29 protein-coding genes are annotated in these 26252 nt (G+C 59.2%); all 29 read right to left on the bottom strand.

All coding sequences use genetic code 11. From position 1 onward, the window contains the following. Positions 1-13 precede the first annotated feature (13 nt). The 29 genes from E5180_RS02710 to E5180_RS02575 all read right to left on the bottom strand — a co-directional run bounded on the left by E5180_RS02710 (position 14) and on the right by E5180_RS02575 (position 26217). Positions 14-775: a biotin--[acetyl-CoA-carboxylase] ligase gene (locus tag E5180_RS02710; RefSeq protein ID WP_138923043.1), complete on the bottom strand. Its 762-nt coding sequence runs from the start codon at positions 773-775 to the stop codon at positions 14-16. A 37-nt stretch (positions 776-812) separates the two neighbouring features. Further along, on the bottom strand, positions 813-2258 hold the full coding sequence (gene nuoN, locus E5180_RS02705) for an NADH-quinone oxidoreductase subunit NuoN (RefSeq protein ID WP_138923042.1): 1446 nt from the start codon (positions 2256-2258) through the stop codon (positions 813-815). Positions 2259-2269: 11 nt separating this feature from the next. Next, entirely contained in the window at positions 2270-3826 is a 1557-nt protein-coding gene (locus E5180_RS02700; RefSeq protein ID WP_138923041.1) for an NADH-quinone oxidoreductase subunit M, read from the bottom strand. Next, positions 3826-5937 carry an NADH-quinone oxidoreductase subunit L gene (gene nuoL, locus E5180_RS02695; protein ID WP_138923040.1) on the bottom strand — a complete coding sequence of 704 codons (2112 nt, stop codon included), beginning with the start codon at positions 5935-5937 and terminating at the stop codon, positions 3826-3828. The genes E5180_RS02700 and nuoL overlap by 1 nt, the downstream gene beginning before the upstream one ends. 4 nt (positions 5938-5941) lie before the next feature. Beyond that, a complete protein-coding gene (nuoK, locus tag E5180_RS02690) occupies positions 5942-6247 on the bottom strand; it encodes an NADH-quinone oxidoreductase subunit NuoK (protein WP_005853964.1) in 306 nt (101 codons plus the stop codon). Between the two features lie 180 nt (positions 6248-6427). Next, positions 6428-7030: an NADH-quinone oxidoreductase subunit J gene (locus E5180_RS02685; protein WP_138923039.1), complete on the bottom strand. Its 603-nt coding sequence runs from the start codon at positions 7028-7030 to the stop codon at positions 6428-6430. Beyond that, positions 7027-7428, bottom strand: coding sequence for a carboxymuconolactone decarboxylase family protein (locus tag E5180_RS02680; RefSeq protein ID WP_093732606.1), 402 nt, complete (start codon positions 7426-7428; stop codon positions 7027-7029). Before E5180_RS02680 ends, E5180_RS02685 begins: the two co-directional genes overlap by 4 nt. After that, the gene (nuoI, locus tag E5180_RS02675) at positions 7425-7919 is read right to left on the bottom strand and encodes an NADH-quinone oxidoreductase subunit NuoI (RefSeq protein WP_138923038.1); all 495 of its coding nucleotides are present in this window, start codon (positions 7917-7919) and stop codon (positions 7425-7427) included. The genes E5180_RS02680 and nuoI overlap by 4 nt, the downstream gene beginning before the upstream one ends. Position 7920: 1 nt before the next feature. Next, positions 7921-8961, bottom strand: coding sequence for an NADH-quinone oxidoreductase subunit NuoH (gene nuoH, locus E5180_RS02670; RefSeq protein WP_138923037.1), 1041 nt, complete (start codon positions 8959-8961; stop codon positions 7921-7923). 6 nt (positions 8962-8967) lie between these two features. Then, positions 8968-9336, bottom strand: a complete 369-nt coding sequence (locus tag E5180_RS02665; protein WP_093732609.1) for a hypothetical protein — start codon at positions 9334-9336, stop codon at positions 8968-8970. A gap of 11 nt (positions 9337-9347) precedes the next feature. Further along, positions 9348-11363 carry an NADH-quinone oxidoreductase subunit NuoG gene (gene nuoG / locus E5180_RS02660; RefSeq protein ID WP_138923036.1) on the bottom strand — a complete coding sequence of 672 codons (2016 nt, stop codon included), beginning with the start codon at positions 11361-11363 and terminating at the stop codon, positions 9348-9350. A 4-nt stretch (positions 11364-11367) separates the two neighbouring features. After that, positions 11368-11769 (bottom strand): DUF5333 domain-containing protein, encoded by a 402-nt coding sequence (locus E5180_RS02655; RefSeq protein WP_138923035.1) that lies wholly within the window; start codon positions 11767-11769, stop codon positions 11368-11370. A gap of 117 nt (positions 11770-11886) precedes the next feature. Next, positions 11887-12213 (bottom strand): hypothetical protein, encoded by a 327-nt coding sequence (locus tag E5180_RS02650; RefSeq protein WP_138923034.1) that lies wholly within the window; start codon positions 12211-12213, stop codon positions 11887-11889. A 91-nt stretch (positions 12214-12304) separates the two neighbouring features. After that, positions 12305-12712, bottom strand: a complete 408-nt coding sequence (locus E5180_RS02645) for an MAPEG family protein (protein ID WP_138923033.1) — start codon at positions 12710-12712, stop codon at positions 12305-12307. Between the two features lie 6 nt (positions 12713-12718). Next, entirely contained in the window at positions 12719-14014 is a 1296-nt protein-coding gene (gene nuoF / locus E5180_RS02640) for an NADH-quinone oxidoreductase subunit NuoF (protein ID WP_138923032.1), read from the bottom strand. Positions 14015-14025: 11 nt separating this feature from the next. Continuing rightward, positions 14026-14253: a DUF5337 domain-containing protein gene (locus E5180_RS02635; RefSeq protein WP_093732615.1), complete on the bottom strand. Its 228-nt coding sequence runs from the start codon at positions 14251-14253 to the stop codon at positions 14026-14028. 21 nt (positions 14254-14274) lie between these two features. Then, positions 14275-15264 carry an endonuclease gene (locus E5180_RS02630; RefSeq protein ID WP_441351434.1) on the bottom strand — a complete coding sequence of 330 codons (990 nt, stop codon included), beginning with the start codon at positions 15262-15264 and terminating at the stop codon, positions 14275-14277. A gap of 43 nt (positions 15265-15307) precedes the next feature. Beyond that, entirely contained in the window at positions 15308-16609 is a 1302-nt protein-coding gene (locus E5180_RS02625) for an NADH-quinone oxidoreductase subunit E (RefSeq protein WP_138923030.1), read from the bottom strand. Positions 16610-16687: 78 nt separating this feature from the next. Continuing rightward, positions 16688-17911, bottom strand: coding sequence for an NADH-quinone oxidoreductase subunit D (locus E5180_RS02620; RefSeq protein WP_138925093.1), 1224 nt, complete (start codon positions 17909-17911; stop codon positions 16688-16690). Then, positions 17911-18084 (bottom strand): hypothetical protein, encoded by a 174-nt coding sequence (locus E5180_RS15670; protein ID WP_171048886.1) that lies wholly within the window; start codon positions 18082-18084, stop codon positions 17911-17913. The genes E5180_RS02620 and E5180_RS15670 overlap by 1 nt, the downstream gene beginning before the upstream one ends. Continuing rightward, the gene (locus E5180_RS02615) at positions 18084-18689 is read right to left on the bottom strand and encodes an NADH-quinone oxidoreductase subunit C (RefSeq protein WP_138923029.1); all 606 of its coding nucleotides are present in this window, start codon (positions 18687-18689) and stop codon (positions 18084-18086) included. Before E5180_RS02615 ends, E5180_RS15670 begins: the two co-directional genes overlap by 1 nt. Before the next feature lie 9 nt (positions 18690-18698). Further along, a complete protein-coding gene (locus tag E5180_RS02610; protein ID WP_093732620.1) occupies positions 18699-19235 on the bottom strand; it encodes a NuoB/complex I 20 kDa subunit family protein in 537 nt (178 codons plus the stop codon). After that, the gene (locus E5180_RS02605; RefSeq protein ID WP_093732621.1) at positions 19226-19591 is read right to left on the bottom strand and encodes an NADH-quinone oxidoreductase subunit A; all 366 of its coding nucleotides are present in this window, start codon (positions 19589-19591) and stop codon (positions 19226-19228) included. Before E5180_RS02605 ends, E5180_RS02610 begins: the two co-directional genes overlap by 10 nt. Positions 19592-19878: 287 nt before the next feature. Beyond that, positions 19879-20664, bottom strand: a complete 786-nt coding sequence (locus E5180_RS02600; RefSeq protein WP_138923028.1) for a crotonase/enoyl-CoA hydratase family protein — start codon at positions 20662-20664, stop codon at positions 19879-19881. Continuing rightward, a complete protein-coding gene (locus E5180_RS02595) occupies positions 20664-21521 on the bottom strand; it encodes a hydroxymethylglutaryl-CoA lyase (RefSeq protein WP_138923027.1) in 858 nt (285 codons plus the stop codon). Before E5180_RS02595 ends, E5180_RS02600 begins: the two co-directional genes overlap by 1 nt. A gap of 53 nt (positions 21522-21574) precedes the next feature. Beyond that, the gene (locus E5180_RS02590) at positions 21575-22240 is read right to left on the bottom strand and encodes a glutathione S-transferase family protein (protein ID WP_138923026.1); all 666 of its coding nucleotides are present in this window, start codon (positions 22238-22240) and stop codon (positions 21575-21577) included. 11 nt (positions 22241-22251) lie between these two features. Further along, on the bottom strand, positions 22252-24186 hold the full coding sequence (locus E5180_RS02585) for an acetyl/propionyl/methylcrotonyl-CoA carboxylase subunit alpha (protein WP_138923025.1): 1935 nt from the start codon (positions 24184-24186) through the stop codon (positions 22252-22254). Then, positions 24186-24602, bottom strand: coding sequence for an ASCH domain-containing protein (locus E5180_RS02580; protein ID WP_138923024.1), 417 nt, complete (start codon positions 24600-24602; stop codon positions 24186-24188). The genes E5180_RS02585 and E5180_RS02580 overlap by 1 nt, the downstream gene beginning before the upstream one ends. Before the next feature lie 10 nt (positions 24603-24612). After that, on the bottom strand, positions 24613-26217 hold the full coding sequence (locus E5180_RS02575) for a carboxyl transferase domain-containing protein (protein WP_138923023.1): 1605 nt from the start codon (positions 26215-26217) through the stop codon (positions 24613-24615). Between the last annotated feature and the right edge of the window lie 35 nt (positions 26218-26252).

Genomic DNA, 26252 nt, shown 5'->3' with positions numbered 1-26252 from the left:
CCTTCGCTCGCGTTTAGAAAAATACATCCGCCGCTGTGATGGGCACGCGGCCTTTTGGGGTGCGCAGGATCAGGTTGCCTTGCGCATCCACGTCCTCGAATACACCACGGGTTTCATCCCTCATGGTGCGCGCGACGATCTCTTCGCCCAACCGCGCGGCATGGGACAGCCACGCAGCACGGATCGGCGCAAAACCATAGGTCTGGAACTGTGTTTCCAGCAGGGCGTATTCCGCGGCCAAGGCATCAAGAAAAACCTCCGGCGGAACGACCTTGCCCGTCTCTGCCACAACCGACACAGGGCGCAAGGCCCCCGGTTCAACCTGATCGGCACCCGGCGCATGGGCGAGGTTGACCCCGATCCCGATGGCCAGAAAATCGCCGATGCTTTCAAGCAGAATTCCAGCGACTTTGCCGCCGTTCAGCAGCACGTCGTTGGGCCATTTCAGGGTAAACGCGCCTTCGTCCCGCGTGGTCGCCACAAACGCACGGCGCAGTGCAAGGGACGCGACAAAGCTGCGCAGCGCAGCAGTCGAAGGTGCCTCGGTACGACGCATCATCAAGGTTGCGGCGAAATTTCCCCGGGGCGTTGCCCAGGACCGTCCGCGCCGGCCACGTGCGGCAGTCTGTTCTTGCGCAAGGATCCATGTCGCACCGGCAAGCTGCGAGGACTGCCGCGCCGCTTCGCTAAGTGTGGAATCGACGCTATCGAAAACCTGCCGCCCATAGCCGTCGGGCCAAGCCGCTGTTTGCGCCTTGGCCCCTGTTGGATTCATGCCGGAGCCTGTGTTGCCCAGGGGTGCCACCCTAGGATCAATTGACCAGCGTCGCCGCCGCAGAGATCGCAGCAGTTTCGACGCCGAACAGATTAACAATGCCAACCACCATGATCACGGCAGCGGCAACAACAACTCCGGACAGCAGGCTGCTTTTACCCTCGTCCAGACGGTCATCCCCTTCGGCCCCGAAATACATCAAAAAGACAATGCGCAGGTAATAGTAGGCCCCGATGGCTGAGGCGACAGCACTGGCCACGACCAGCCAGATCAGCCCCGCGTCGACGCCTGCTTGCCACACGCCCAGTTTGGCAAAGAACCCCAGCATCGGCGGCACACCAGCAAGCGAGAACAGCAGCACCAGCATCGCCAGCGCCTTACCCGGTGCGCGCTTGGAATACATGTTCAGCGCAGTGATGTCTGTTACTGGCTGGCCATCTTTCTCCATCCCGAGGATGAAGGCAAAGGTCCCGATGTTCATTGTCACGTAGATCGCCAGATAGACCAGCATGGATTTGACACCCAGCTCTGTGCCCGCCGCAAGGCCGATCAATGCATAGCCCATGTGAGCAATCGAGGAATAGGCCATCAGACGTTTGATGTTGGTCTGACCAATTGCAGCAATCGCACCAAGGAACATGGACAGCACCGACAGCAGCGCGATGATCTGGCTCCAATCGGCGACAGCATTGCCAAAGGCATCATGCAACACGCGGGCAAACAGCGCCATCGCGGCAACCTTGGGGGCTGTGGCAAAAAAGGCCGTGACCGGCGTCGGCGCGCCCTCGTAGACGTCAGGCGTCCACATGTGGAAGGGCACAGCGGACACTTTGAATGCCAGCCCAGACACGACAAAGACGATACCGAACAGCAGGCCAAGTGAGGTCGGGCCTTCGCTCGCCAGGCTCATCACGCCCGCGAATTGGGTAGTGCCGGCATAACCATAGACCAGCGATACACCATAGAGCAGCAGACCGGATGACAGTGCACCCAGAACGAAATACTTCAGCCCTGCTTCAGTAGACTTCACGCTATCGCGGCGTAGGGACGCAACGACGTACAGTGCCAGCGATTGCAGCTCGAGGCCCATGTACAGCGTCATCAGATCGCCCGCGCTGACCATCATCATCATGCCGACAACGCTCAGTGCGATAAGAACCGGATACTCAAAACGCAGCAGCCCGCGCTTTTTCATATAGGCTTCGGACATGGCCAGCACCGCCGCCGCGCTCAGCAGCATGGTGACTTTGGCAAAACGGGCAAAGCTGTCTTCGATGAACAGACCGTTAAACGCGATGCGCGTTGTGCCACCGCTGGTCATACCGATCCAGATCGCCAGCAATGCCATCACGATAGCCGTGGCCCAGACCATGACGCCTGCAGCGGCGTCCTTATTGGTGTAAACCGCCCCGAGCAGTGCCAGGATCGCAAAAAGCGCCAGCAGGATTTCGGGCAGGATGACATTCAGATCAGCGGAAATCATCGCGCAGTCCTTTATTCTGAGGCCGTCTGGACAGCGGCACCTGCCGCCTCCAGGGCCGTATCATAGCTATCAACAAGGGCGGCGACCGAGGGCCCGATTATATCGAGCACCAGCGCCGGGTAGACACCCAACAGCAAGGTCATCGCCACCAAGGGTGCAAAGATCCAGCGTTCACGGCCCGACATATCGGTGATCGTGCGCAGGCTTTCCTTGATCAGGTCGCCCATCACCACGCGACGATACAGCCACAGCGCGTAACCCGCCGAAAAGATAACACCCGATGCAGCAACCGCTGCGACCCAAGTGTTCACCTGGAACGCGCCCATGATCGTCAGGAATTCCCCGACAAAACCCGATGTGCCCGGCAGGCCGACATTTGCCATGGTGAAGAACATGAACACCAGCGCATAGGCGGGCATCCGGTTCACCAGACCGCCATAGGCGTCAATCTCGCGGGTGTGCATCCGGTCATAGATAACACCAACGCACAGGAACAGCGCGGCAGAGATGAAGCCGTGGCTGATCATCTGAAAGATCGCCCCGTCCAGCCCCTGCTGGTTAAAGGTAAAGATCCCCATCGTCACAAAGCCCATGTGCGCCACCGACGAATAGGCGATCAGCTTTTTCATATCCTGCTGCACCAGTGCTACAAGCGAGGTATAGACAATCGCAATCGCCGACATCCACAGCACCAGCGGTGCCAACACGTCAGAGCCCACAGGGAACATCGGTACCGAGAACCGCAAGAAGCCGTAGCCACCCATCTTGAGCAAGATTGCCGCAAGCACGACAGACCCTGCCGTCGGTGCCTGAACGTGCGCATCGGGCAACCACGTGTGGACCGGCCACATCGGCATTTTGACCGCAAAGCTGGCAAAGAACGCCAAGAACATCATGGTCTGCAAACCGCCGACCACAGTGATCCCCGCAATCGAGAAGGTGTCGGATGCAAAGGTATGCGTCAGAAGACTGACTTCGCAGCCTCCGATGCAAGTCGTGCCCGCATCCGCATACATCATCACCATCGCCACCAGCATCAGGACCGACCCGAGGAAGGTGTAGAGGAAGAACTTGAACGATGCGTAAATACGGTTCGCCCCGCCCCAAATGCCAATAATCAGGAACATCGGGATCAGACCTGCTTCGAAGAACAGGTAAAAGAGCACGAGATCCAGCGCCATGAACACGCCCAGCATCAGCGTCTCGAGCAGCAGGAAGGCGATCATGTATTCCTTGACCCGCGTCTCTACGTTCCAGCTGGCAGCGATCACCAGCGGCATCATAAACGTGGTCAGCATCACAAACAGGATCGAAATGCCGTCAACGCCCAGACGGTACTGAAGGCCCATCAACCACTGTGCCTCGTCGACGAACTGGAAGCCGGTGTTGGACGGGTCAAAGTCGAACAGAATGAACAGCGAGATCAGGAACGTGACTGTTGTGGTGATCAGTGCCAGCCATTTTGCATTGCGCCCCGCCGCGGCGTCTTCGCCCCGCAGGAACACAGCCAGAATAAGCGCCGCAAAGCTGGGCATGAAGGTAATGATGGAAAGCAAGTGATGATCCATTAGTGTGCCCCCCCGCTCATCGTCATCCAGGTCACAAAGACCGCGATGCCGATCACCATGGCGAAGGCGTAGGTAAAGATATAGCCGGACTGCGCGCGCCCTGCCAGACGGGTGAGGAACGGGATGATCCCCATGGCGACACCGTTCAGCGTGCCGTCGATCACATTACCGTCCCCGCGCTTCCAGAAGAAGCGGCCGATGGCCATCGCGGGTTTGACAAAGATGACGTTATACAGCTCGTCGAAATACCATTTGTTCAGGAAGAACAGGTACAGCGGGCGTTGGTTGGCTGCCAGACGGGCCGGCAGGCTCGGGTTCCAGATGTAGAACCACAGCGCCATGACGAGGCCAAAGACCATCGCGATGAACGGGCTGACCTTGACCCATGCCGGTGCGGCGTGGGCGTCATCCAGCACGTGGTTGTCTGGCGCGATGTACAACGCCCCCTCGCCCGGTGCGCCGGCAAAGGCTGGACCGTGATGGCCTGCGTCTTCACCGTGATCGCCCGCAGCTTGATCGCCAGCATCGGCGTGGGCGTCTTCGGCCCCTTCGACATGGGTTTCACCACCGGCCGCGATTTCGGCCATCGGAATACCGTAGAACTTTCCTACATCCTCGGCGTGACCAAAGAAGCTGTTGTACCACACCATACCGGCGAAGATCGCACCAAGGCTAAGGACGCCAAGCGGTACCAGCATGACCATCGGGCTTTCATGCGCGTGATCGTGGGTATGCTTATCACCGCGTGCCTTGCCAAAGAAGGTCAGGAACATCAGGCGCCAGCTGTAGAAGCTTGTCATCGCAGCAGCGATCACCAGCATCCAGAAGCCGTACATGGACCCGCCACCCCAAGCGCTTTCGATAACCGCATCCTTGGAGAGGAAGCCCGCGAAACCGAAGTGTGTCAGCGGAATACCGACACCGGTGATCGCCAGCGTACCAATCATCATCGCCCAGAAGGTATAAGGAATTTTCTTACGCAGTGCGCCATAGTTGCGCATGTCCTGTTCGTGATGCATCGCGTGGATCACCGACCCTGCGCCGAGGAACAACATTGCCTTAAAGAACGCGTGCGTGAACAGGTGGAACATCGCGGCGGAATACATACCGACGCCAGCGGCCACGAACATATAGCCAAGCTGCGACATGGTCGAATAGGCGATCACGCGTTTAATATCGTTCTGAACCAGACCGATTGTCGCTGCCACGAATGCTGTGGTGGCCCCCACGAAGGTAACGAACATCATCGCCTCAGGCGCGACCTCCATCAATGGCGACATACGGCAGATAAGGAAGACCCCTGCTGTGACCATCGTCGCCGCGTGGATCAGCGCCGACACGGGTGTCGGGCCTTCCATCGCGTCAGGCAACCAGGTGTGCAGGAACAGCTGCGCCGATTTACCCATCGCGCCGATAAACAGCAGGATCGCAATCAGGTTCGCGGCGTTCCATTCGGACCACAGAAAGCCCAAAGTGGTTTCGGCCAGATCAGGCGTCGCGGCAAAGACATCATCGAACTTGATTGAGTCCGTGAGGTAGAACAGCGCCATGATCCCCAGCAGAAAGCCAAAGTCGCCCACGCGGTTCACCACGAAAGCCTTGATCGCCGCGGCATTCGCCGATGGCTTTTTATAGTAAAAGCCGATCAGCAGATAAGACGCGACGCCCACGCCTTCCCAGCCAAAGAACATCTGAACCAGATTGTCCGAAGTCACGAGCATCAGCATCGCGAAGGTAAAGAATGACAGGTAAGCAAAGAAGCGGGCACGGTAGGGTTCCGCATCCGAAAAATTCTCGTCGTGGGCCATGTAGCCAAAGGAATAAAGATGCACGAGGCTAGAGACCGTGGTGATCACGATCAACATGATCGCAGTCAGCCGGTCTAGACGGATCGCCCAGTCGGTCGACAGGCTCCCGCTTTCGATCCAGCGCAGAATCTGGATGTGCTGGGTTTCGCCGTCAAACGATAGAAAGACAATCCAGCTGAGCAGCGCCGCAAGGAACAGCAGACCCGTTGCCACATACTGACCAGCTTTCTCGCCAATCAGCTTCCAGCCGAAACCACAGATCAATGCACCCACGAGTGGTGCGAAAAGAATGATCGTTTCCATGATCTTAGCCTTTCATCACGTTGACATCTTCGACCGCGATCGTACCCCGATTGCGGAAGAAGCAGACCAGAATGGCCAGCCCGATTGCAGCTTCGGCAGCGGCGACGGTCAGGACGAACAGTGTGAACACCTGCCCCACCAGATCACCCAAATAGTAAGAGAAAGCGACAAAGTTGATGTTCACCGCCAAGAGCATCAGCTCGATCGACATCAACATGATGATGATGTTCTTGCGGTTCAGGAATAGCCCGAAAATGCCAATGACGAACAGCGTCGCCGCTACCGTCAGGTAATGTTCAATTCCGATCATGTCGTCCCTCGGTTCTTTTGCCTTTTTCAGGCGTTCTTTAGTTCTTGTCGCGGAATGTTTCCATCCCGATCCCGTCGCATCTAGAAAATGCTGTAGCCACCCACGACCACAATCAAAACGACGACAAGCACTACAATTGTATTACGTGACATGGAGTATATCCTTGAAAGGACAGGCCGATTATAGGCCCTGCCCGGGTTTCACATCATTCAGTTTCATTGCCAGTTTCGGATCGCGCATCATCTGGTCGACCACGTTCTGCCGTTTGACATCGCCGCGATGGCGCAGCGTCAGTACGATCGCACCGATCATAGCGACCAACAGGATCAGCCCCGACAGTTGGAACAGCAAAAAGTATTGATCATACAGGATCAGACCCAAGGCGGCAGTGTTATGCACCTCGTCTGTGATCACCTGCGTGCGCAGCCCTTCGGCGGCAGAGTTCGCGTCCCATGCGCCAAACGCCATGACGAACTGCATCAGGATGACCAAACCGATCAGCAATGCCAGCGGCATATAGCGCGCCATCTCGGCCTTGAGTTCGGCGAAATCAACGTCCAGCATCATGACAACGAACAGGAACAATACCGCGACCGCGCCCACATAGACGATGATCAACAGCATCGCGACAAATTCGGCGTTCAGCAGCACGAAAAGCCCCGCCGCGCTGAGGAAGGACAGGATCAACCACAGCACCGAATGCACGGGGTTGCGGCTGATCACAGTGAACAGCCCGCCGGCGATCAAGCTGATCGCGAAGAGGTAAAATGCGAAAACGCTCATGCGTCACCTTCCTTGTCATCCAAAACACCCTGCGCAATCTCCATCGCGCGGGTCATGGCGGGGATGCCGGCGAAAACCGCCATCTGCCCGATCGTCTCTATCACCTGCTGCTTGTGCGCTCCGGCCTCTACCGCGTGGATTACGGCTTGGCGCAGCGCAATGTCATTCTGGGCACCTTGCATGGTCAGCCCCGAAATCGTCAGCAACATCCGCGTCTTGGCATCCAACCCGTTGGGGTTCATCGTATTGCCAAAAAACGTTTCCATCATGTCTTTGGGCATCTTGCCCATCATCGCCTCGAACCCTTTTGGCGAAAACGCATCCATTGCAGGAAAGCCTTTGGCCATGTCCTGCATTTGACGCATCATCTCTTCAAAGGGGTTTTGGCTATCGGTCATCGGTACGGCGCGTCCAGTTCGAGGTTGCGGGCGATCTCTGCTTCCCAGCGTTCGCCGTTGTCCAGCAGCTTGGTCTTGTCATAGAATAGCTCTTCGCGGGTCTCGGTCGAGAATTCGAAATTCGGGCCTTCGACAATCGCGTCAACCGGGCAGGCTTCCTGACAGAAACCGCAATAGATGCATTTGGTCATGTCGATGTCATAGCGCGTGGTGCGGCGACTGCCATCTTCACGCGGCTCAGCATCAATCGTAATTGCCTGCGCCGGGCAGACCGCTTCACACAGTTTACATGCGATGCAACGCTCTTCGCCGTTGGGATAACGACGCAGCGCATGTTCACCACGGAAACGCGGGCTTAGCGGGCCTTTTTCGTGCGGGTAGTTGATCGTCGCCTTCGGCTTGAACATATACTTAATGCCAAGCTTCATGCCTTGGTAAAAATCCTGCAGCAGGAAGTATTTTACGTGACGGGTATAGTCGGTGTTAGCCATATCAGCCCCCTACTGTCCAACGGGCATAAATGCCCCAGAACCAATCGAATTTCGCGGCGAAGGAGACGAAGACAACCCAGAACAGGCTGAACGGCAGGAATACTTTCCATCCCAAACGCATCAGCTGGTCATAGCGGTACCGCGGGGTGATCGCCTTGACCAACGAGAAGAAGAAGAACACCAGCCCCATCTTGGCGATCATCCAGAAAATACCATCGGGCAAGCCGGGGATCGGCGACAGCCAGCCGCCAAAGAACATCAGCGAGATCAGCGCGCACATCAGCACCACGGCAACCAACTCACCGATCATGAACAGCAAAAAGGGCGTGGAGGAATATTCGACCTGATAGCCGGCAACCAGTTCGGATTCCGCTTCGGGAAGGTCAAACGGTGGGCGGTTGGTTTCGGCCAGTGCCGAGATGAAGAACAGGATCAGCATCGGGAAGTGCGGTAGCCAGTACCAGTTCAGCAGACCGTAATCCCCACTTTGCGACAAGACGATGTCGCCGAAGTTCATCGAACCGGAGCTGATGACGACGCCGATGATGATCAGACCGATCGACACCTCGTAGGAAATCATCTGCGCCGCAGATCGCAGCGACCCCAAGAACGGGTATTTGGAGTTTGACGCCCACCCGCCCATGATCACGCCGTAAACTTCAAGCGACGAGACCGCGAAGACATACAAGATCGCGACGTTGATATTCGACAAGACCCAGCCGTCGTTGAACGGGATCACCGCCCATGCGACCAGCGCCATGACCAAGGTCACCATCGGGGCCATAAAGAACACGGCGCGGTCAGCACCGGCGGGCACGATCACCTCTTTGACGATGTATTTCGCGAAATCCGCAAAGGATTGCAGCAAACCGTAGATGCCCACAACGTTGGGCCCGCGGCGCAGCTGTACCGACGCCCAGATTTTCCGGTCGGCGTACATCAGGAACGCAAGGGCAAGAAGCAGGGGAATCACAACAAGGAAAATCTGGCCAATAATCAGCAGGATCGTCCCCAGCGTGGTGTTGAAAAAGAAGTCAGCCATAGGTCCTCACACCGTCGGTATGCCTTTTTCCATGCAGTTCTGCACGGTCACTTCGGCATCTATTGTCTTCAAGCCCGCAGGCAGGCTCGGCGAGATGGTGTAAACAGCATCTGCGTGCCAGACACCACCCTCGATCTCAACATTTGTACGCACGTGGCGGGCAAAACCAAAGCCCCGGATCAAAGTATATCGGGCCGCAGCACATTCGGCGTATTCCGCTACATTCTCGGATGACCGCGCTTTGGTCATCGCCACGTCAAACTGGACAAGATCCCCGTCCAGCAATTTGGTTTCGACACCGCGATATTCAGGAATGAAATCTTCGGCCATGGGCGCTTGCGTTTCGCAGGCTCCCAAAACCAAAGGCAACATCATCCCCAAAATCCTCACTCCGCCGCCAGTGGTTTTTCGCGGCGGGCTTTGGCGTTTGCCGATAGCTCTGCCATCAACTGGCTGGCACGGGCGATCGGGTTGGACAGGTAGAAATCGGCAATCGCGGGGCGGAACGGGCTGTCGCCCAACGTACCCTGCGCAACCGGCTTCCAGTCGTTTTCCGCGACCTGATCGATATCCCCCAGATGCGGCACATCAGCGACCAGCGCCTTGCGCAGTGCCGCCAGCGAATCGAAGGGCAGTTTTGCGTCCAGCTCGGCGCTGAGCGCACGCAGGATGGCCCAGTTTTCCTTGGCCTGACCGGGGGCAAAGCTGGCGCGTGCGGCAAGCTGCGGGCGGCCTTCGGTGTTGACGAACAAACCACCTTCTTCGGTATAGGCGGCACCGGGCAGGATGATATCGGCGCGGTGCGCCCCGCGATCCCCATGCGAGCCTTGATAGATCACGACGGGACCTGCAGGAATGTCGCCTTCGTCCGCACCAAGGTTATAGATCACATCGGCGGCCAGCACATCGTTGATGCCGTTTTCAGCTACGGCCCCGATATCCATCGCGCCCACACGGGATGCGGCGGTGTGCAAGACCATAAAGCCGGATTTCGTCGCTTCGGCCAGCGCCATAGCAGCGGCCAGAATCTCGGCCCCGTCTTCACGGGCCAAGGCGCCCATGCCCACCACAATAACCGAGGATTTCTCGGCGATGTCGGCATGATCCTTTTTCAGCAATGCGTTCAGCAACGACGGGCTGTCGCCCAGATGGTCGTAATCATAGGTCAGATCGACGGCGGGGCCCATCAGGGCAACGTCGGCCCCACGCGTCCAGGCTTTACGGATACGCGCGTTAAGCACCGGTGCTTCCACGGCGGGGTTTGCGCCGATCAACATGACGGCTTGTGCCGTGTCCAGATCTTCGACCGTGGCGGTTCCGACATAGCCCGACCGGTTGCCCGCAGGCAGCTTCGCGCCATCGGTACGGCATTCGACAACGCCGCCCTGCCCTTCGATCAACTGCTTCAATGCATATGTCGCCTCGACCGACGCAAGATCACCGATCAGGCCCGCGACTTTCTTGCCTTTCATCGCAGCGGCGGCAGCGGCAAGCGCTTCGGGCCAGTCGGCTTTGCGCAGTTTGCCGTTTTCGCGAATATAAGGCGTGTCCAGACGCTGACGGCGCAGACCGTCCCAGACGAAACGGGTTTTATCGGAAATCCATTCCTCGTTCACGCCGTCGTGGTTGCGCGGCAGGAAGCGCATGACTTCGCGGCCTTTGGTATCCACACGGATGTTCGACCCGAGCGCGTCCATTACATCAATCGATTCTGTCTTGGACAGTTCCCAAGGCCGTGCGGTGAAGGCGTAGGGTTTAGAGACCAGCGCACCCACGGGGCACAGATCAATGATGTTGCCCTGTAGGTTCGAATCGAGCGTTTGGCCCAGATAGGCTGTAATTTCGGCGTCCTCACCACGGCCGGTCTGGCCCATCTGGTGAATGCCCGCGACCTCGGTGGTGAAGCGTACACAACGGGTGCACGAGATGCAGCGCGTCATATGGGTTTCAACCAGCGGGCCCAAATCCAGATCTTCGGTCGCGCGCTTAGGCTCGCGGTAGCGGCTAAAGTCGACGCCGTACGCCATCGCCTGATCCTGCAAGTCACACTCGCCGCCCTGATCGCAGATCGGGCAATCCAGCGGGTGGTTGATCAGCAGGAATTCCATCACGCCCTCGCGGGCCTTTTTCACCATGGGCGAATTGGTTTTAACGACCGGCGGCTGGCCTTCGGGGCCAGGCCGCAAATCGCGCACCTGCATGGCGCAAGACGCCGCAGGCTTGGGCGGGCCGCCTACGACCTCCACAAGACACATCCGGCAGTTACCGGCAATCGACAGACGTTCGTGGTAACAGAAACGCGGAATTTCCACCCCTGCTTCCTCACACGCCTGAATGAGCGTCATCGCCCCTTCGACTTCGACTTCCTTGCCGTCAATGATGATCTTGCGGGTATCGCTCATATGCTTATTTCGCTCTCAGTAACGAACCGATCCGGCTCGATTTTTGGATTTCTGCACGCCCTAACGCACAATAGCTTTGCGGGTCAGAAGTATCGACCCCCTTCGCCTTTAAATATGCAGCCCCCCGGGCCTTCATGCGCGCCTTTTCAGCATCGCTTTTGCGGTAGGCGTCAATTTCGTCCGACGTATAGCCCAAAGATTTGGCCGTGCTTTGCACATTGTTCAGATAGCTAAGCGCGCGCAGCATGCGGGCCGAGATATCAGGACATTCCTTGCGAATCCGGTCGGCCAGTCCAAGATCAAGCAGCGCATCATCAACAGCCGGTACATCACGCAGCGGCGGTTTTGCGGCGACAGGGCTGGCCATCATGGCCACGGTGGTTACGGCGATCAATACGTTACGCATCTTACTCTCCTCATGTAGCGGGGCGGACTGCCCCTTGCTACACATGGGAACTGACCCCGATGTTATTCAATAACACCCCTAGATCAGCCATTTGCCAGCGGTATGTCGCGCAAACGATCAGGAAGGGCAAGCCCCCTGAAACGTCAATGCGTCGTCCACAAGGCGCAAATTCTCGGGCGGGGTGTCCGGCCCCACGACCCATTTGATATCGGAACTGCCATAGTTGGTCACACAATACACCGTCGCCTCATAGCGCGCGGCTTCGCGGGCACCGGTGATCGACTGCGAGGCATTGCGCACCCGCAGGGTAAAGACATCGCGCTGCCCGTCGACTTTGCTCAGCTTGGTGCGGAAGTATTTACCATCAAAGGCCAGACGGTCTTCGCGGGCGGTACAGCCAGCCAATACCGCAGCCGTCATACAAAATAGAACAATCTGCTTCATCTTCCCTCGCTCTGCCGGTGTGGCCGGACCCGTCTTTTTTATGCAGCCCCCTGCCGATCGATGGCGGGGGCTGTCGTTCCTCGGTCGCGCCTTAAAAGGCCGCGAAAATTGCCAGCACGGCCAAGGCCAGAATACAGACCAACCCCAGCGTAAAGAACAACGACCGCATCGGCTGGTTGGTTGTCCCGATATGCACCACGGCCATCGCGACCCGCACCGCCACGAAAAGCGCCGCAAAGAGGTTCACCCAGAACACAGGCGCGCCAAGTAGCACCGCCGCCAGCGTCGATGCCAGAAACGGGCCCGACGCCTCTATCGCGTTCATAAACGCGCGATCACGGCGATAGACTACGTCGTCATAGTTCCGCTTGGGCTTACCGCACTCACAACGCCCTTCTGGCGTGCGCCCCATAGTAGAGAGAGCGCCCAGAACACTCATTAGAATGGCCCAAAAGGCCAAAGCTGCCAGCGCATGGCTATAGGCGGCAAAGGTTTCCATCACCGTTTACTCCGCCGCGACGGCGCTGACGCGGCCGGTACGCTTGTGCTTGATGCGATCCTCGATCTCGTCACGGAAGTGCCGGATCAAACCCTGAATAGGCCAAGCCGCCGCATCGCCAAGGGCGCAGATCGTGTGGCCTTCGACCTGTTTGGTCACATCGAGCAACATGTCGATTTCTTCGGGTTCTGCATCGCCGCGCACCAGACGGTCCATCACGCGCATCATCCAGCCCGTGCCTTCGCGGCACGGCGTACACTGGCCGCAGGATTCGTGCTTGTAGAACTTCGCCAGACGCCAGATCGCCTTGATCACATCGGTGGAGTTATCCATCACGATTACAGCCGCCGTACCAAGGCCCGAGCGTTGTTCGCGCAGATAGTCAAAATCCATGATCGCGTCGCGCATCTGCGCACCGGGGATCATCGGCACCGACGACCCACCGGGGATCACAGCCTTGAGGTTGTCCCAGCCGCCACGGATACCGCCGCAATGTTTTTCGATCAGTTCTTCGAAAGAGATGCTCATCGCTTCTTCGACGACGCAGGGGTTGTTCACATGGCCCGAGATCGCGAACAGCTTTGTGCCCGCGTTGTTCGGACGCCCGAAGCTTGAAAACCATTCAGGACCGCGACGCAGGATCGTTGGCACCACAGCAATGGATTCCACGTTGTTCACCGTTGTCGGGCAACCGTACAGACCGGCACCCGCGGGGAACGGAGGCTTCATCCGAGGCATGCCCTTTTTGCCCTCTAGGCTTTCGAGCAGTGCGGTTTCTTCGCCGCAGATATACGCACCGGCACCGTGGTGAACATAGATGTCAAAGTCATAGCCCGATTTACAGGCATTTTTGCCGACCAGACCGGCGTCATACGCCTCGTCGATGGCGGCTTGCAGCGCTTCGCGCTCGCGGATGTATTCGCCGCGAATGTAGATGTAGCAGGCGTTGGCGTTCATAGCGAAGCTGGCAATCAGGCAACCTTCGATCAGCGTGTGCGGATCGTGGCGCATGATTTCGCGGTCTTTACAGGTACCGGGTTCGGATTCATCGGCGTTCACCACCAGATAGCTCGGGCGACCGTCGCTTTCCTTGGGCATGAAGGACCACTTTAGGCCCGTTGGAAAGCCCGCACCGCCACGACCACGCAAACCCGACTCTTTCATCTGGCTGATGATCCAGTCACGCCCGTTTTTCAGAATGCCAGCTGTGCCATCCCAATGGCCACGCGCCTGCGCGCCCTTCAGCGTGCGGTCGTGCATACCGTAGATATTGGTAAAGATGCGGTCTTGATCCTGAAGCATGAAGCTAACCTTTATGTGTCACGGCTGGCCGCGCGGGCCCGCCTCATCTGATATATATTTACCATCGCCCAGATCAGGGCTGCCAGCGCGGCAAAGTCGAACAGCAGCGCATAGCGTCCGGGCAAGCCGAACTGCGGTGCAAGCCATTGCGCCGCGATCCAAAGCACCATTGTGCCGGCAATGACAAGGCCCACCATCCGGCCTTTGCGGGCCAAGGCAATTTCTTCCTTATCTGTCATTCGTGGGCATCCATGTCAGGCTCAGGTCTTTTTGTTGCGTGCAGAGAAGTCGGCTTCTGCGCCGGCGGCGAGGGTCTTTGCTTGCGCCGTCCAGTCGTCGCGTTGAATGCGGCCCTTGAATGGCAAGCGGGCGTCGACCCAAGCGATTTCAGTCGCCGTCCACCGCGCGATCTGGTCAAAGTGATAGATCCCCAGAGCGTTCAACGTCTGCTCGATCTTCGGCCCGACTCCACTGAGAAGCTTGAGGTTATCGGCCCCGCCTTCGCGCGGCTGGTCCAGTGTTTCAGGGCTGCTCTCAACGGTCCCCACCGGAATATCAGCGATCCCCGGACGGGTTGAGGTCGCCCCCTCGATTGTCGCCGGTGCCTCTGGCACCTCGGCAGCTTTTGGCGCAGGGATAGAGGCAACGGGTTCAGCCGCGGCCTCTGGTGCCGCAGCAGGTGCAGGCTTGGTGTCGATCGGCGTCGCCGCTGGGGCTTCGTATTTATAGGTACCCTTGCGCGCGGCAAGCTCTTCTTGGCCCTTCAGCTTGGCTGTGGGTTTGATCCCTGAAAAGCCCGCGGGCTCATCCATCGCAGCAGGAGACGTGCCCGCTGTCGCTTCGGATGCAGCACCGCCAACATCGGCTGTTGCCTGACCACCGGTGGTATCTTCGGGGCGGGTTTCGACAGTTTCGACTGCTCCAGGTGCCGCATCTAGCTTTGGCTCGGGCTCTACGGGCGCATCGCTCGTGGGGGCGGCGCTGGCGGCTTGCCTTGTTGCCGCCGTCGCAGGTGCTGCTGCGGCGGCTGGGGCGCGGGACGCCTCTGCCGTGTCGTCCGCCACCGTGCTGCATAGCAGCTTTGACATCACCACAAATGTCACAAGTCCCAGAATGATCCCGAGGAACAACGAGGCGATGAAACCCCAGCCGAAGACCTGCCAAAATAGCAAAGCGAGGACAAGGCCGACACCGCCCCCCCAACGTGTGCAACCGCGCTTGCATTGCTCTTTTTGCGTCAAATCAGTCATATCCGTCCCCTCGTCCGCCATTCAAGATGATCTATTATGTGTATTAGATATCATCTTTTGTGGCGCGGGACGAGAATTCTGTTTGATCACCAGCGGCGAGCTTTTTTGCCTGTTCAACCCAGTTATCGCGGGACACGCGGCCTTTGAACCCTTCGAGGTTCTGGTCGACCCAAGATACCTCGTTCGGGCCCCAGCCCGCGATCTGGCTAAAGTGGTAGAAACCCATCTTGTTCACCAGCGTTTCGAGCTTTGGACCGATGCCCTTGATCAACTTGAGGTCATCCGCAGCACCGCCTTCGGGGGCATCCAGCGCCTTGGGCTTGGTGGCAGCGGCCTCTGCGTTGGCTTCCGCCGATTTAGCGACGGATGCTTTCTTGGTGCCTGCTGTCGGTGCTTTGGGCGCGGGTGCCGGATCGCCCGGCGCGACGCTGCCTGTCTCGGGTTTGCCGACGGCTTCAACGCCATCCGCCTCTCCGGGTGCTTCGGAGCGCTTATCAGAGGCATCGCCCACATCACGCGGTGCGTCTTCCTCGGCCGGCGTGCGGCCCCCTTGGGCACCATCGGGGCCTTCGGGCGGCATATTGTCATCGCGCGAGACGGGCTGTTCGTTGTCGGAACCAGCGCTATCGGCACCGTCCTTGCCCTGCCACGGCGCGGTCAGGGGGACTTCGGTACCGTCAATGCGTTTGATGGTGTCGCCAATGTCCACCGCCAGCTGTGCACAGGCGTTATATTGTGTCTTGCCGCTGTCGTGGTCAGTCAGGCTGGACAGACCCGACAGGGGTTCGGACGCATAGCGCCCGTTCTGCGGCCCCGGCACAGGCACCTGCCCTGCGGCCATGTCGTCAATCATGGCGCGGAAGCCGTCGACCGTCAGGTCTTCGTAGTAATCCTTGCCGATCTGCGCCATCGGCGCGTTCGAACACGCCCCCAGACATTCGACTTCTTCCCACGAGAACTTGCCGTCTGCGCTGATCTGATGCGCCTTGGGCGCAATGCGGTCCTTGCAGACCTCGATCAGGTCTTCGGCACCGCAGATCATGCACGATGTCGTACCGCAAATCTGGAAGTGGGCGACCTCGCCCACCGGCTGAAGCTGGAACATAAAGTAGAATGTCGCGACTTCGAGCCCGCGAATATAGGCCATCCCCAGCATTTCAGAGACATGTTCGATGGCAGGACGGCTGAGCCAGCCTTCCTGTTCCTGCGCACGCCACAGCAAAGGGATGATCGCGCTGGCCTGACGGCCTTCGGGGTATTTCGTGATCTGCGCTTCGGCCCATGCCTGGTTGGCGGGGGTGAAGGCAAAGCTTGTCGGTTGGTCAGGGTGCAAACGGCGCAGCATCAGATCAGGCTTTCGTTCTTGCGGAAACGGCGGGCGCCTCCGGCGGGAGTTTATTTGGCAAAATGAAGAGGTACCGTCTCAACGGTCGACCTCTCCGAAAACGATATCCATGGTACCGATGATCGCCGCGACATCCGCCAGCTGGTGCCCCTTGGCGATGTAATCCATCGCTTGCAGGTGCAGATAGCCGGGCGCGCGCAGTTTGGCACGGTAGGGTTTGTTCGATCCATCCGCCACAAGGTAGACGCCGAATTCGCCTTTGGGGGCTTCGACGGCGCAATAGACTTCGCCGGCGGGGACGTGGAACCCTTCGGTGTACAGCTTGAAGTGGTGGATCAGGCTTTCCATGTCGGTTTTCATCGCAGTCCGGCTGGGCGGCGTGATTTTGCCCCGTGCCAGAATATCGCCCTGCCCTTCGGGCGCGCGCAGCTTTTCGATCGCTTGCTGGATGATGTAGGTAGACTGACGCATTTCCTCCATCCGGACGAGATAGCGGTCATAACAATCGCCATTCACACCGGTCGGAATTTGGAAGTCGAATTCATCGTAGCATTCATAGGGCTGCGCACGGCGCAAATCCCACGCCAAGCCAGACCCGCGCACCATCACGCCCGAGAAACCCCAATCCTGAATGTCCTGTTCAGAGACGATGCCAATGTCAGCGTTACGCTGTTTGAAAATCCGATTTTCGGTCAGCAGCAGGTCCACGTCGACCATGAAGCCCGACAGGAATTTATGCGACCACGTTTCAATATCGTCCAGCAGCGCGGGCGGCAGATCCTGATGGACCCCACCGGGGCGGAAATAGGCGGCGTGCAGACGCGCACCGGAGGCCCGTTCGTAAAAGATCATCAGATCTTCGCGTTCCTCGAATCCCCAAAGCGGCGGCGTCAGCGCGCCCACGTCCATCGCCTGTGTGGTGACGTTCAGCAGGTGCGACAGGATGCGGCCAATTTCGGAGTAAAGCACGCGGATCAACGAAGCGCGACGGGGCACTTCGACACCAGTCAGCTTTTCGATGGCCAGACACCAGGCGTGTTCTTGGTTCATCGGGGCCACGTAATCCAGCCGGTCAAAATACGGCAGGTTTTGCAGGTAGGTGCGGCTTTCCATCAGCTTTTCGGTACCGCGGTGCAGCAGACCAATGTGCGGATCGCAACGTTCGACGATCTCGCCGTCAAGTTCAAGGACAAGACGCAAAACCCCGTGCGCCGCAGGGTGTTGCGGGCCGAAGTTAATGTTGAAGTTGCGGATCTTCTGTTCGCCGGTCAGGGCGTCTTCGAAACCTTTGGTGCCGTCCATCATTTACGCTCCAGCTCGGTCAGTTTGACGCCCATCCACCACAAAAGGGCAAGCGTACCCAAAGGCACGATACAGGCAACGGACCAGTATTTATTGATCCCGAAAAACGGCAACAGCTTGACCATCGGGATGATTGTGAGGGCAGACAGTATGAACCACCAAATGCCACCCATTATTTTGCCTCCGGCTTTTCATCGCCGGGCAGAATATATTCAGCCCCTTCCCAAGGCGACATAAAGTCGAATTGGCGGTATTCCTGCACGAGGCTTACGGGTTCATACACCACGCGTTTTTCGCTCTCGTCATAGCGGACTTCGGTATAGCCGGTGGTCGGGAAATCCTTGCGCAGCGGATAGCCACGGAACCCATAATCTGTCAGCAGGCGACGCAGATCGGGGTGACCCGCAAAAATGATGCCGAACATATCAAAGACTTCGCGTTCAAACCAGTTGGCCGACGGGTGGATATCGACGATCGACGGGACCATGTCCTCTTCGCGCGCGGCAACGCGCAGACGGATGCGTTGGTTCTGGTACATCGACAAGAAGTGATAGATGACGTCAAAGCGTTTGGCGCGCCCCGGGTAATCCACCGCCGTGATGTCCACCAACGACGAGAAACGACAGGTGGCGTCGCTTTTGATAAATTCCACCAGACCGGGCAGATTGGCCTGCGTGACGTCCATGTTCAGCTCGTCAAAGGAGATGTCCCAGCCAAGGATACAGTCAGGCCGTTTCGCTTCGATATACGCGCCAAGTTCGTTCAGTTGTTCTGACATATCAGCCCCTTAGCGAACAATTGTGCCGGTGCGGCGGATTTTACGCTGCAATTGCATGATGCCGTACAGCAAGGCCTCTGCCGTTGGAGGGCAGCCGGGCACATAGACGTCGACGGGAACAATCCGGTCGCAGCCGCGCACCACAGAATAGCTGTAGTGGTAATAGCCGCCGCCGTTGGCGCAAGACCCCATAGAGATCACATACCGCGGTTCCGGCATCTGGTCATAGACCTTGCGCAGGGCCGGTGCCATCTTGTTGGTCAGCGTGCCCGCGACGATCATCAGGTCCGACTGACGCGGAGACGCGCGCGGTGCGGTCCCAAAGCGTTCTAGATCATAGCGCGGCATCGATGTGTGCATCATCTCGACCGCGCAGCAGGCCAGACCAAATGTCATCCAGTGCAGCGATCCGGTACGGGCCCAGTTGATGATGTCTTCGGTCGAGGTCAGCAGGAAGCCTTTGTCCTGCAGTTCCTTGTTCAGGTTCTGGGTGGCCACATCGCGGTCCATCCCGGCCACATTGGCCCCGGCGGCTGCTACTGCCATTCCAGTGCTCCTTTTTTCCACTCATACGCAAAACCGGCGGTCAGCACGGCAAGAAACACCATCATCGACCAGAAGCCGGCCATGCTCACGTCCTGAAAGGCCACGGCCCAGGGAAAGAGGAAAGCAATTTCGAGGTCAAAGATGATAAACAGGATCGACACGAGGTAGAACCGCACGTCGAATTTCATTCGGGCGTCGTCAAAAGCGTTAAACCCGCATTCATAGGCCGACACTTTTTCAGGGTCCGGGTTGCGCACGGCCAGCACGAAGGCGGCCAGGATCAAAACAATGCCAAGGACAATCGCCACGGCTAGAAAAAGTAGGATCGGCAGGTATTCCCGCATCATGTCGTCCAAGGGGAAGCTCCTTTTGCGTATGTGACGCGCCACGCGCCCTGTCAGCCAAACGGCACTATTGGCTTTGGTCGGTTTACTCCGCTGTCCGGTCAGGGTCAACCGAGCCCGCCATATTTGCGTCATCCCAGCCAGAAGCGGTTTTACCCCTGCCCCGTCCCGTGCGAGCGGCGCATTTTTTCAAGCCGATCGCGCCCTTCGCACAGGCCTGCACCATCGTGCTTGGATGCTGGTCACTGGCATTCAACAATCGATAGTTCATCTGTCTCCATCCGCGCCTCAGCCAGGGGTCACCCCGTGATCCACGACGCCTTGCGTTTGTCAAAAAAGGCGCCGATTCCCTCGGCTGCTTCTTCGGTCTCCCAGCGGTCCGCCAGTGCCGCGATGGTATGCTCCACGACCTGAGCGTCGATCCGCGGCCCCAAATCCCGCGCAAGTTGCTTGGCGGCAGCCACAGCCCCCGGCGCACAGGACAGATAGGGCACAACCTCGGCCTCGATCGCGCCGTCCAGTTCATCCGCTGGCACCGCGCGCGCGAGCAGCCCCAGATCAATTGCCTCTGCCGCATCAAACAGACGGGCCGACATGAATACGCGCCGCGCCCGCCCTTCGCCCATTCGCGCCAATATATAAGGGCCGATTGTCGCTGGAATGATCCCCAGCCGCGTCTCGGTAAAGCCCATCTTGAGCGTATCCACCCCGATCGCCACATCGCAGACCGACGCCATGCCAACACCGCCGCCAAAGGCATTGCCCTGCACCCGCCCGATCAACGGCTTGGGCAGCGTGTTTAGCGCGCCCAGCATGGTGGCAAGCTTTCCCGCCTCGGCCGAGCGTGTCGGCCCATCCATCTCGCGCTGCGCCTGCATCCAGCCCAGATCGCCACCCGCGCAAAAGCTTTTGCCTGCGCCCGTGAGCACCACGACCCGTACGGCGTCATCGGCGGCCAATGCGGCAGCGGCTTGCGTCAGTTCGTCGATCATCTGCGCGGACATCGCATTGTGCTTGTCCGCGCGCGCCAAGGTCAAGCTGGCGACACCGCGATCATCGGTCGCCAGTTTCAACGTCTCGTACATCACACTGCCCTCATGCCGCGCGCCATCGCGGCGGCCTCTTCAATTAATGCCTGATCCAGCCCTGTGTCATAGCCCAACCCTACCAGATGCGCGTTGACCCTTTCGGTGGCGACGTTGCCGGCGGCACCCGGCGCATAGGGGCATCCCCCCAGCCCACCGACCGCGGCATCAAACACCCGCACACCCATCGATAGCGAGGCATCAATATTATCCATCGCCCGACCGTTGGTGTCGTGATAATGTCCGGCCAAACGGCTCACTGGGACAGCCTCGCGCACTGCCAGCAGCATCCGCGCGATCGTGTCCGGCGTGCCTGCCCCGATGGTATCGCCCAAGGATACCTCATAGCAGCCCATCGAAAACAAGCGGTCTGCGACCTCTGCCACTTTCGACGGATCAACCGCCCCGTCAAAGGGGCATTTCACCACGCAAGAGACATAGCCCCGCACCGGAATGTCCACGTGGCGCGCTTGCTCGAGGATGGGGGCGAAACGCGCGAACGCCTCTTCGATGCTGGCGTTGATATTCTTCTGGCTGAACCCCTCGCTGGCAGCGGCGAAAACAGCGATCTCACCCGCCTTCGCGGCAACCGCATCCTCATAGCCGCGCATATTCGGCGTCAACGCCGCATAGCGGACCCCTTCTGCGCGCCGGATACCGCCAAGCACCTCGCCCGAACCAGCCATCTGCGGCACCCATTTGGGGCTGACAAAGCTTGCCACCTCGATCCGAGAGAACCCCGCACGGCTGAGCAGATCCACCAGCGCAATTTTCTCCGCCACTGGTATTTCGCGTGCCTCGTTTTGCAACCCGTCCCTCGGACCGACCTCGAAAATCTCGCAGAACCCTTTATCCATAACGCCGCCTCCCCTTCATTTTGCCAAATAAACTCACCTGCACGACGGTAGCATCACTCGACCGGCCACGGGTCATAAAAAGATCGGTCAAACAGCGGCACGTCTTTGGGCAGCGACAACTGGAACGCCTCGCGGTCGGTGATGCGCGCATACCAGGCCGCGACATTGGGGTGGTTGTCCAGCTTGGCGAAATGCTGCGCCATATAGACCGCCTGCCCTACATTCACATCCGCCGCGGTAAAGCCGCTCATCAACAGATAATCCTGCGACACGATCCCGCCGTCCAACCGCGCCTCGATCGCGTCATAACACTTGATGATCCGCGCGGCTTCCAGCTTCATCACAATGGGGCTGCGCATGGAATCGTCGCGCAGCGCCACATGCTGCTGGGTCAGCGCCGCGCAATGCTGCGATACCGTCTCGGCGAAATGGATCCACACCAACCATGCCATCCGGTCCGGTGCGCCCGGCATACGACCCAAACGGTCGGGGCTGAACCGTTCGCAGAGGTATTCGGCAATGGCACCGGTTTCGAACATCCGTTCCCCGTCGATCTCAAGCGAGGGGACGCGCCCAGCCGGTGAAATTGCCAGATACCCCGGGTCACGCAAAGACTTGTCAAACGCGTGGATCGACACTTCAAAGGGCACCTCTAGCTCGTGCAGCAACCACAGTGTGCGCATTGATCTGGTCTGTTCGACGTGGTGCAGGGTAATCATGGTGCGGGCTCCTATTCTTCGGGGTCTAGCCGCACCAATGCTACACCCGCCTCGACCTGATCACCAGCCTGCGCCAGAACCTCGGCGACGGTGCCATCACGCGCGGCAAGCAGGCTGTGCTCCATCTTCATCGCTTCCAGCACGGCAAGGCGGTCGCCTTTGGTGACCTTCTGGCCCACCTTGGCATCCACGACACGTACAAGACCGGGCATCGGGGCCTCGATCAAGTTGCCGTCGCCATGTCCACCCGCAGCCCGCGCCAACGGGTCGATGACGTCAAACACCAAGCCGTAGCCGTCAAACACGGTCACACGCCCCGCTGCGACAAAAACCGCGGCCGCGTGTTGCCCGCCCACAGACCAGCGCCCGCCGATCCGCTGCGCGATAACTTCGGTCCCGTCAACGGACCAGACTTGATGATCGGACGATACCACCTGCACATGCAGCAGATGATCCTCGCCGCCCCAGGTCAAGCCGACTTCACGGCGCAAGGGCTGCCACAGGGTGAACCCCGCCGCCTCGATCGGGTCCAGCAAAGACAGAGCCGCCATCCCCGCAAGGGCTGCATGGCGCGGCTGAACCTCGGGGGCTTGGGTTAACGCTTCGATATCGCGCCCGATCAGGCCGGTATCCACATCCCCCGCAGCAAAGCCGTCGTGGCCCGCCAACGCGCCCAGAAACGCAAGGTTTGTCACCGTCCCCGCGACCTCGCACCCGTTTAGGGCTGCGCGCAACCGCGACAAGGCGATCTCGCGCGTGTCCCCATGCACAATTACCTTGGCGATCATCGGATCATAGAACGGGCTGATCGTATCGCCTGCGCGCACGCCGCTGTCGGCACGACACGCGGGTGTAAACTGCAAATGGGTCAACGTGCCCGTGGCGGGCAAGAACCCTTTGGGCACATCCTCGGCATAGAGCCGCGCCTCGAACGCGTGCCCTTGGATCGACAGTTCATCCTGCCGCAACGGCAACCCTTCGCCCGCGGCAACCCGCAACTGCCATGCCACCAGATCGATGCCAGTGATGGCCTCGGTCACGGGATGTTCCACCTGCAAACGGGTGTTCATCTCCATGAAAAAGAACCCGTCCGTTTGCAGCCCGCCAGAGCCGTCGACGATGAATTCGATTGTGCCCGCACCGGCATAACCGATTGCCTCGGCCGCCGTGACCGCTGCCTGCCCCATCGCATCGCGCATCTCGGGCGTCATACCAGGAGCCGGGGCCTCCTCGATCACCTTCTGATGGCGGCGCTGAAGCGAGCAATCGCGTTCAAACAGATGCACGGCTTTGGTCCCGTCGCCAAAGACCTGCACCTCGATATGACGAGGCTTGGTGACGAATTTCTCGACCAATACATCGGCATTGCCAAAGGACGTCTTGGCCTCTGAACGTGCGCTGTCCAGCGCCGCCTGAAACCCGCCCGCCTCTTCGACCAGCCGCATGCCTTTGCCGCCGCCCCCGGCCACAGCCTTGATCAATACCGGATACCCGATCTTGTCTGCCTCTGACGCCAGCAACGCATCGTCCTGATCCGCCCCGTGATACCCCGGTACAACCGGCACACCTGCTTTGACCATCAACGCCTTGGCCGCATCCTTCAGCCCCATCGCACGAATGGCCTTGGCCGACGGGCCGATGAAGACCAGCCCCGCCGCCTCTACTGCGTCCACGAAATCGGGATTTTCGGACAGAAAACCATATCCCGGATGGATCGCCTGTGCGCCGGTATCCAGCGCGGCCTGAATAATCACCTCGCCGCGCAGATAGCTATCCGCAGGGGAAGACCCGCCGATATGCACGGCGGTATCCGCCATCGCCACATGTTTCGCCGCGCGGTCCGCATCCGAATACACCGCCACACAGCGTACCCCCATGGCCTGCGCTGTCTCCATCACGCGGCAAGCAATCTCGCCCCGGTTCGCAATCAATATTGTATCAAACATCAGGCGTAATCCTCGATCAAAGTGAAGCGCTCGCACATCAGCTTCATGTCGGGCTTGAACCCGCCGGTCCGGTGGAAATACGCTTCGTACGCCGCGCGCCAGTGGTCCAGATCCCTGAACTCGCCCTGTGCTGCGACAAACTCGGCGTCTACCTCGTTGAAGCTTCGGGTCGCGACCTCGACCGTTTCAATCATCACCGCCGGTGTGCCGTCCCAGTTCAGCGCGATATCTCGACGGCCCACCTCGGGGTAGGCATCGCCCCCCGCCCCGTAAGCAGAAGCCGCCTCGCAGGTCGCTGTTTTCTTGCCCGCACGCACGAGGGCGATAATCTCGGCGCATACGGTCGGGCTGTCGCCAAACCGGAATGTTTCCGCGTCCGGATTGGCGTCTACGATCTGTTGCAATGATTTTGTCATAACGGTCCCCTTACATCCGGAACACGCCAAAGCGTGTATCCTCGATCGGCGCATTCAAACTTGCCCGCAGCGATAGCGACAGCACCTCGCGGCTGTGGCGCGGGTCGATCACGCCGTCATCCCAAAGCCGCGCGGTTGCATACAGCGGGTGCGACTGTTCTTCGAACATATCAATCGTGGGCTGCTTGAACGCGGTCTCTTCTTCTTCGGTCCAGCTGTCGCCTGCGCGCTCAATTGCGTCACGTTTGACCGTGGCCAGAACCCCAGCGGCCTGCGCCCCGCCCATAACCGAGATGCGCGAGTTGGGCCATGTCCACATGAAGCGCGGGCTATACGCGCGCCCCGCCATGCCGTAGTTCCCCGCGCCGAACGATCCGCCAACCAACATGGTGATCTTGGGGACGTTGGTCGAGGCCACGGCTGTCACCATCTTGGCCCCGTGCCGCGCGATGCCTTCGTTCTCGTATTTCCGCCCGACCATAAAGCCGGTGATATTTTGCAAAAAGACCAGAGGGATTTTGCGCTGCGAACAGAGCTCTACAAAATGCGCACCTTTCTGGGCTGATTCCGAAAACAGCACGCCGTTATTTGCGACGATCCCCACGGGACAGCCTTTGACATGGGCAAAACCGCAGACCAGCGTTTCGCCGTAGCGGGCCTTGAACTCGTCAAAGCGACTGCCATCGACCAGGCGCATGATCACTTCGCGGATGTCATAGGGCGTGCGCAAATCGGCGGGAACAACGCCCAGCATTTCCGCCGGATCATAGGCGGGCTCTTCAACGGGGTGCCACTGCACATTGGTCACGGGTTTACGGTTCAGCCCGGCCACAGCGCGCCGCGCCAGTGCCAGCGCATGGGCGTCATCCTCGGCCAGATAATCCGCCACGCCTGACAGACGCGTGTGCACATCGCCACCGCCCAGATCCTCGGCGCTCACTACCTCGCCCGTGGCGGCCTTGACCAGCGGCGGTCCCGCCAAAAAGATCGTGCCTTGCTCTTTGACAATGATCGACACATCCGACATCGCGGGCACATAGGCCCCCCCTGCGGTGCACGAGCCCATGACCACCGCGATCTGGGGGATGCCCTTGCCGCTCATCCGCGCCTGATTATAGAAAATCCGGCCAAAGTGATCACGGTCGGGAAAAACCTCGTCCTGATTGGGCAGGTTCGCGCCGCCACTATCCACCAGATAGATGCAGGGCAGATGGTTTTCCTCGGCGATCTCTTGGGCGCGCAGGTGTTTCTTGACGCTCATCGGAAAGTAGGTGCCGCCCTTAACCGTCGCGTCGTTGCACACGATCATACAGTCGATGCCCTGCACCTTGCCGACGCCCGCAATCACCCCTGCCGCGGGGGCCGCACCACCGTAAAGCCCATGAGCAGCCAACGCGCCGACCTCAAGAAAGGGCGATCCGGGATCAAGCAAATTGGCCACCCGTTCACGGGGTAGCATCTTGCCTCGGCTCACGTGGCGGGCACGGGATTTCTCGCCGCCGCCCAGTTCTGCCGCACCCGCCGCTTCGCGGATTGTTTGCAGCGCAGCCAGATGCGCCGCCTCGTTCGCCTTGAAACTCTCGGACGAGGGCAAAGCTTGCGAAATCAGCTTCATTTCGGTCTCCTTGATCGAATGGAATGGGGGGACGT

The sequence above is a fragment of the Sulfitobacter sp. BSw21498 genome (assembly GCF_006064855.1).
Lineage (GTDB): Bacteria > Pseudomonadota > Alphaproteobacteria > Rhodobacterales > Rhodobacteraceae > Sulfitobacter.
The sequence above is the reverse complement of the archived record's forward strand: the minus strand, read 5'-3'. Positions and strand labels throughout refer to the sequence as shown.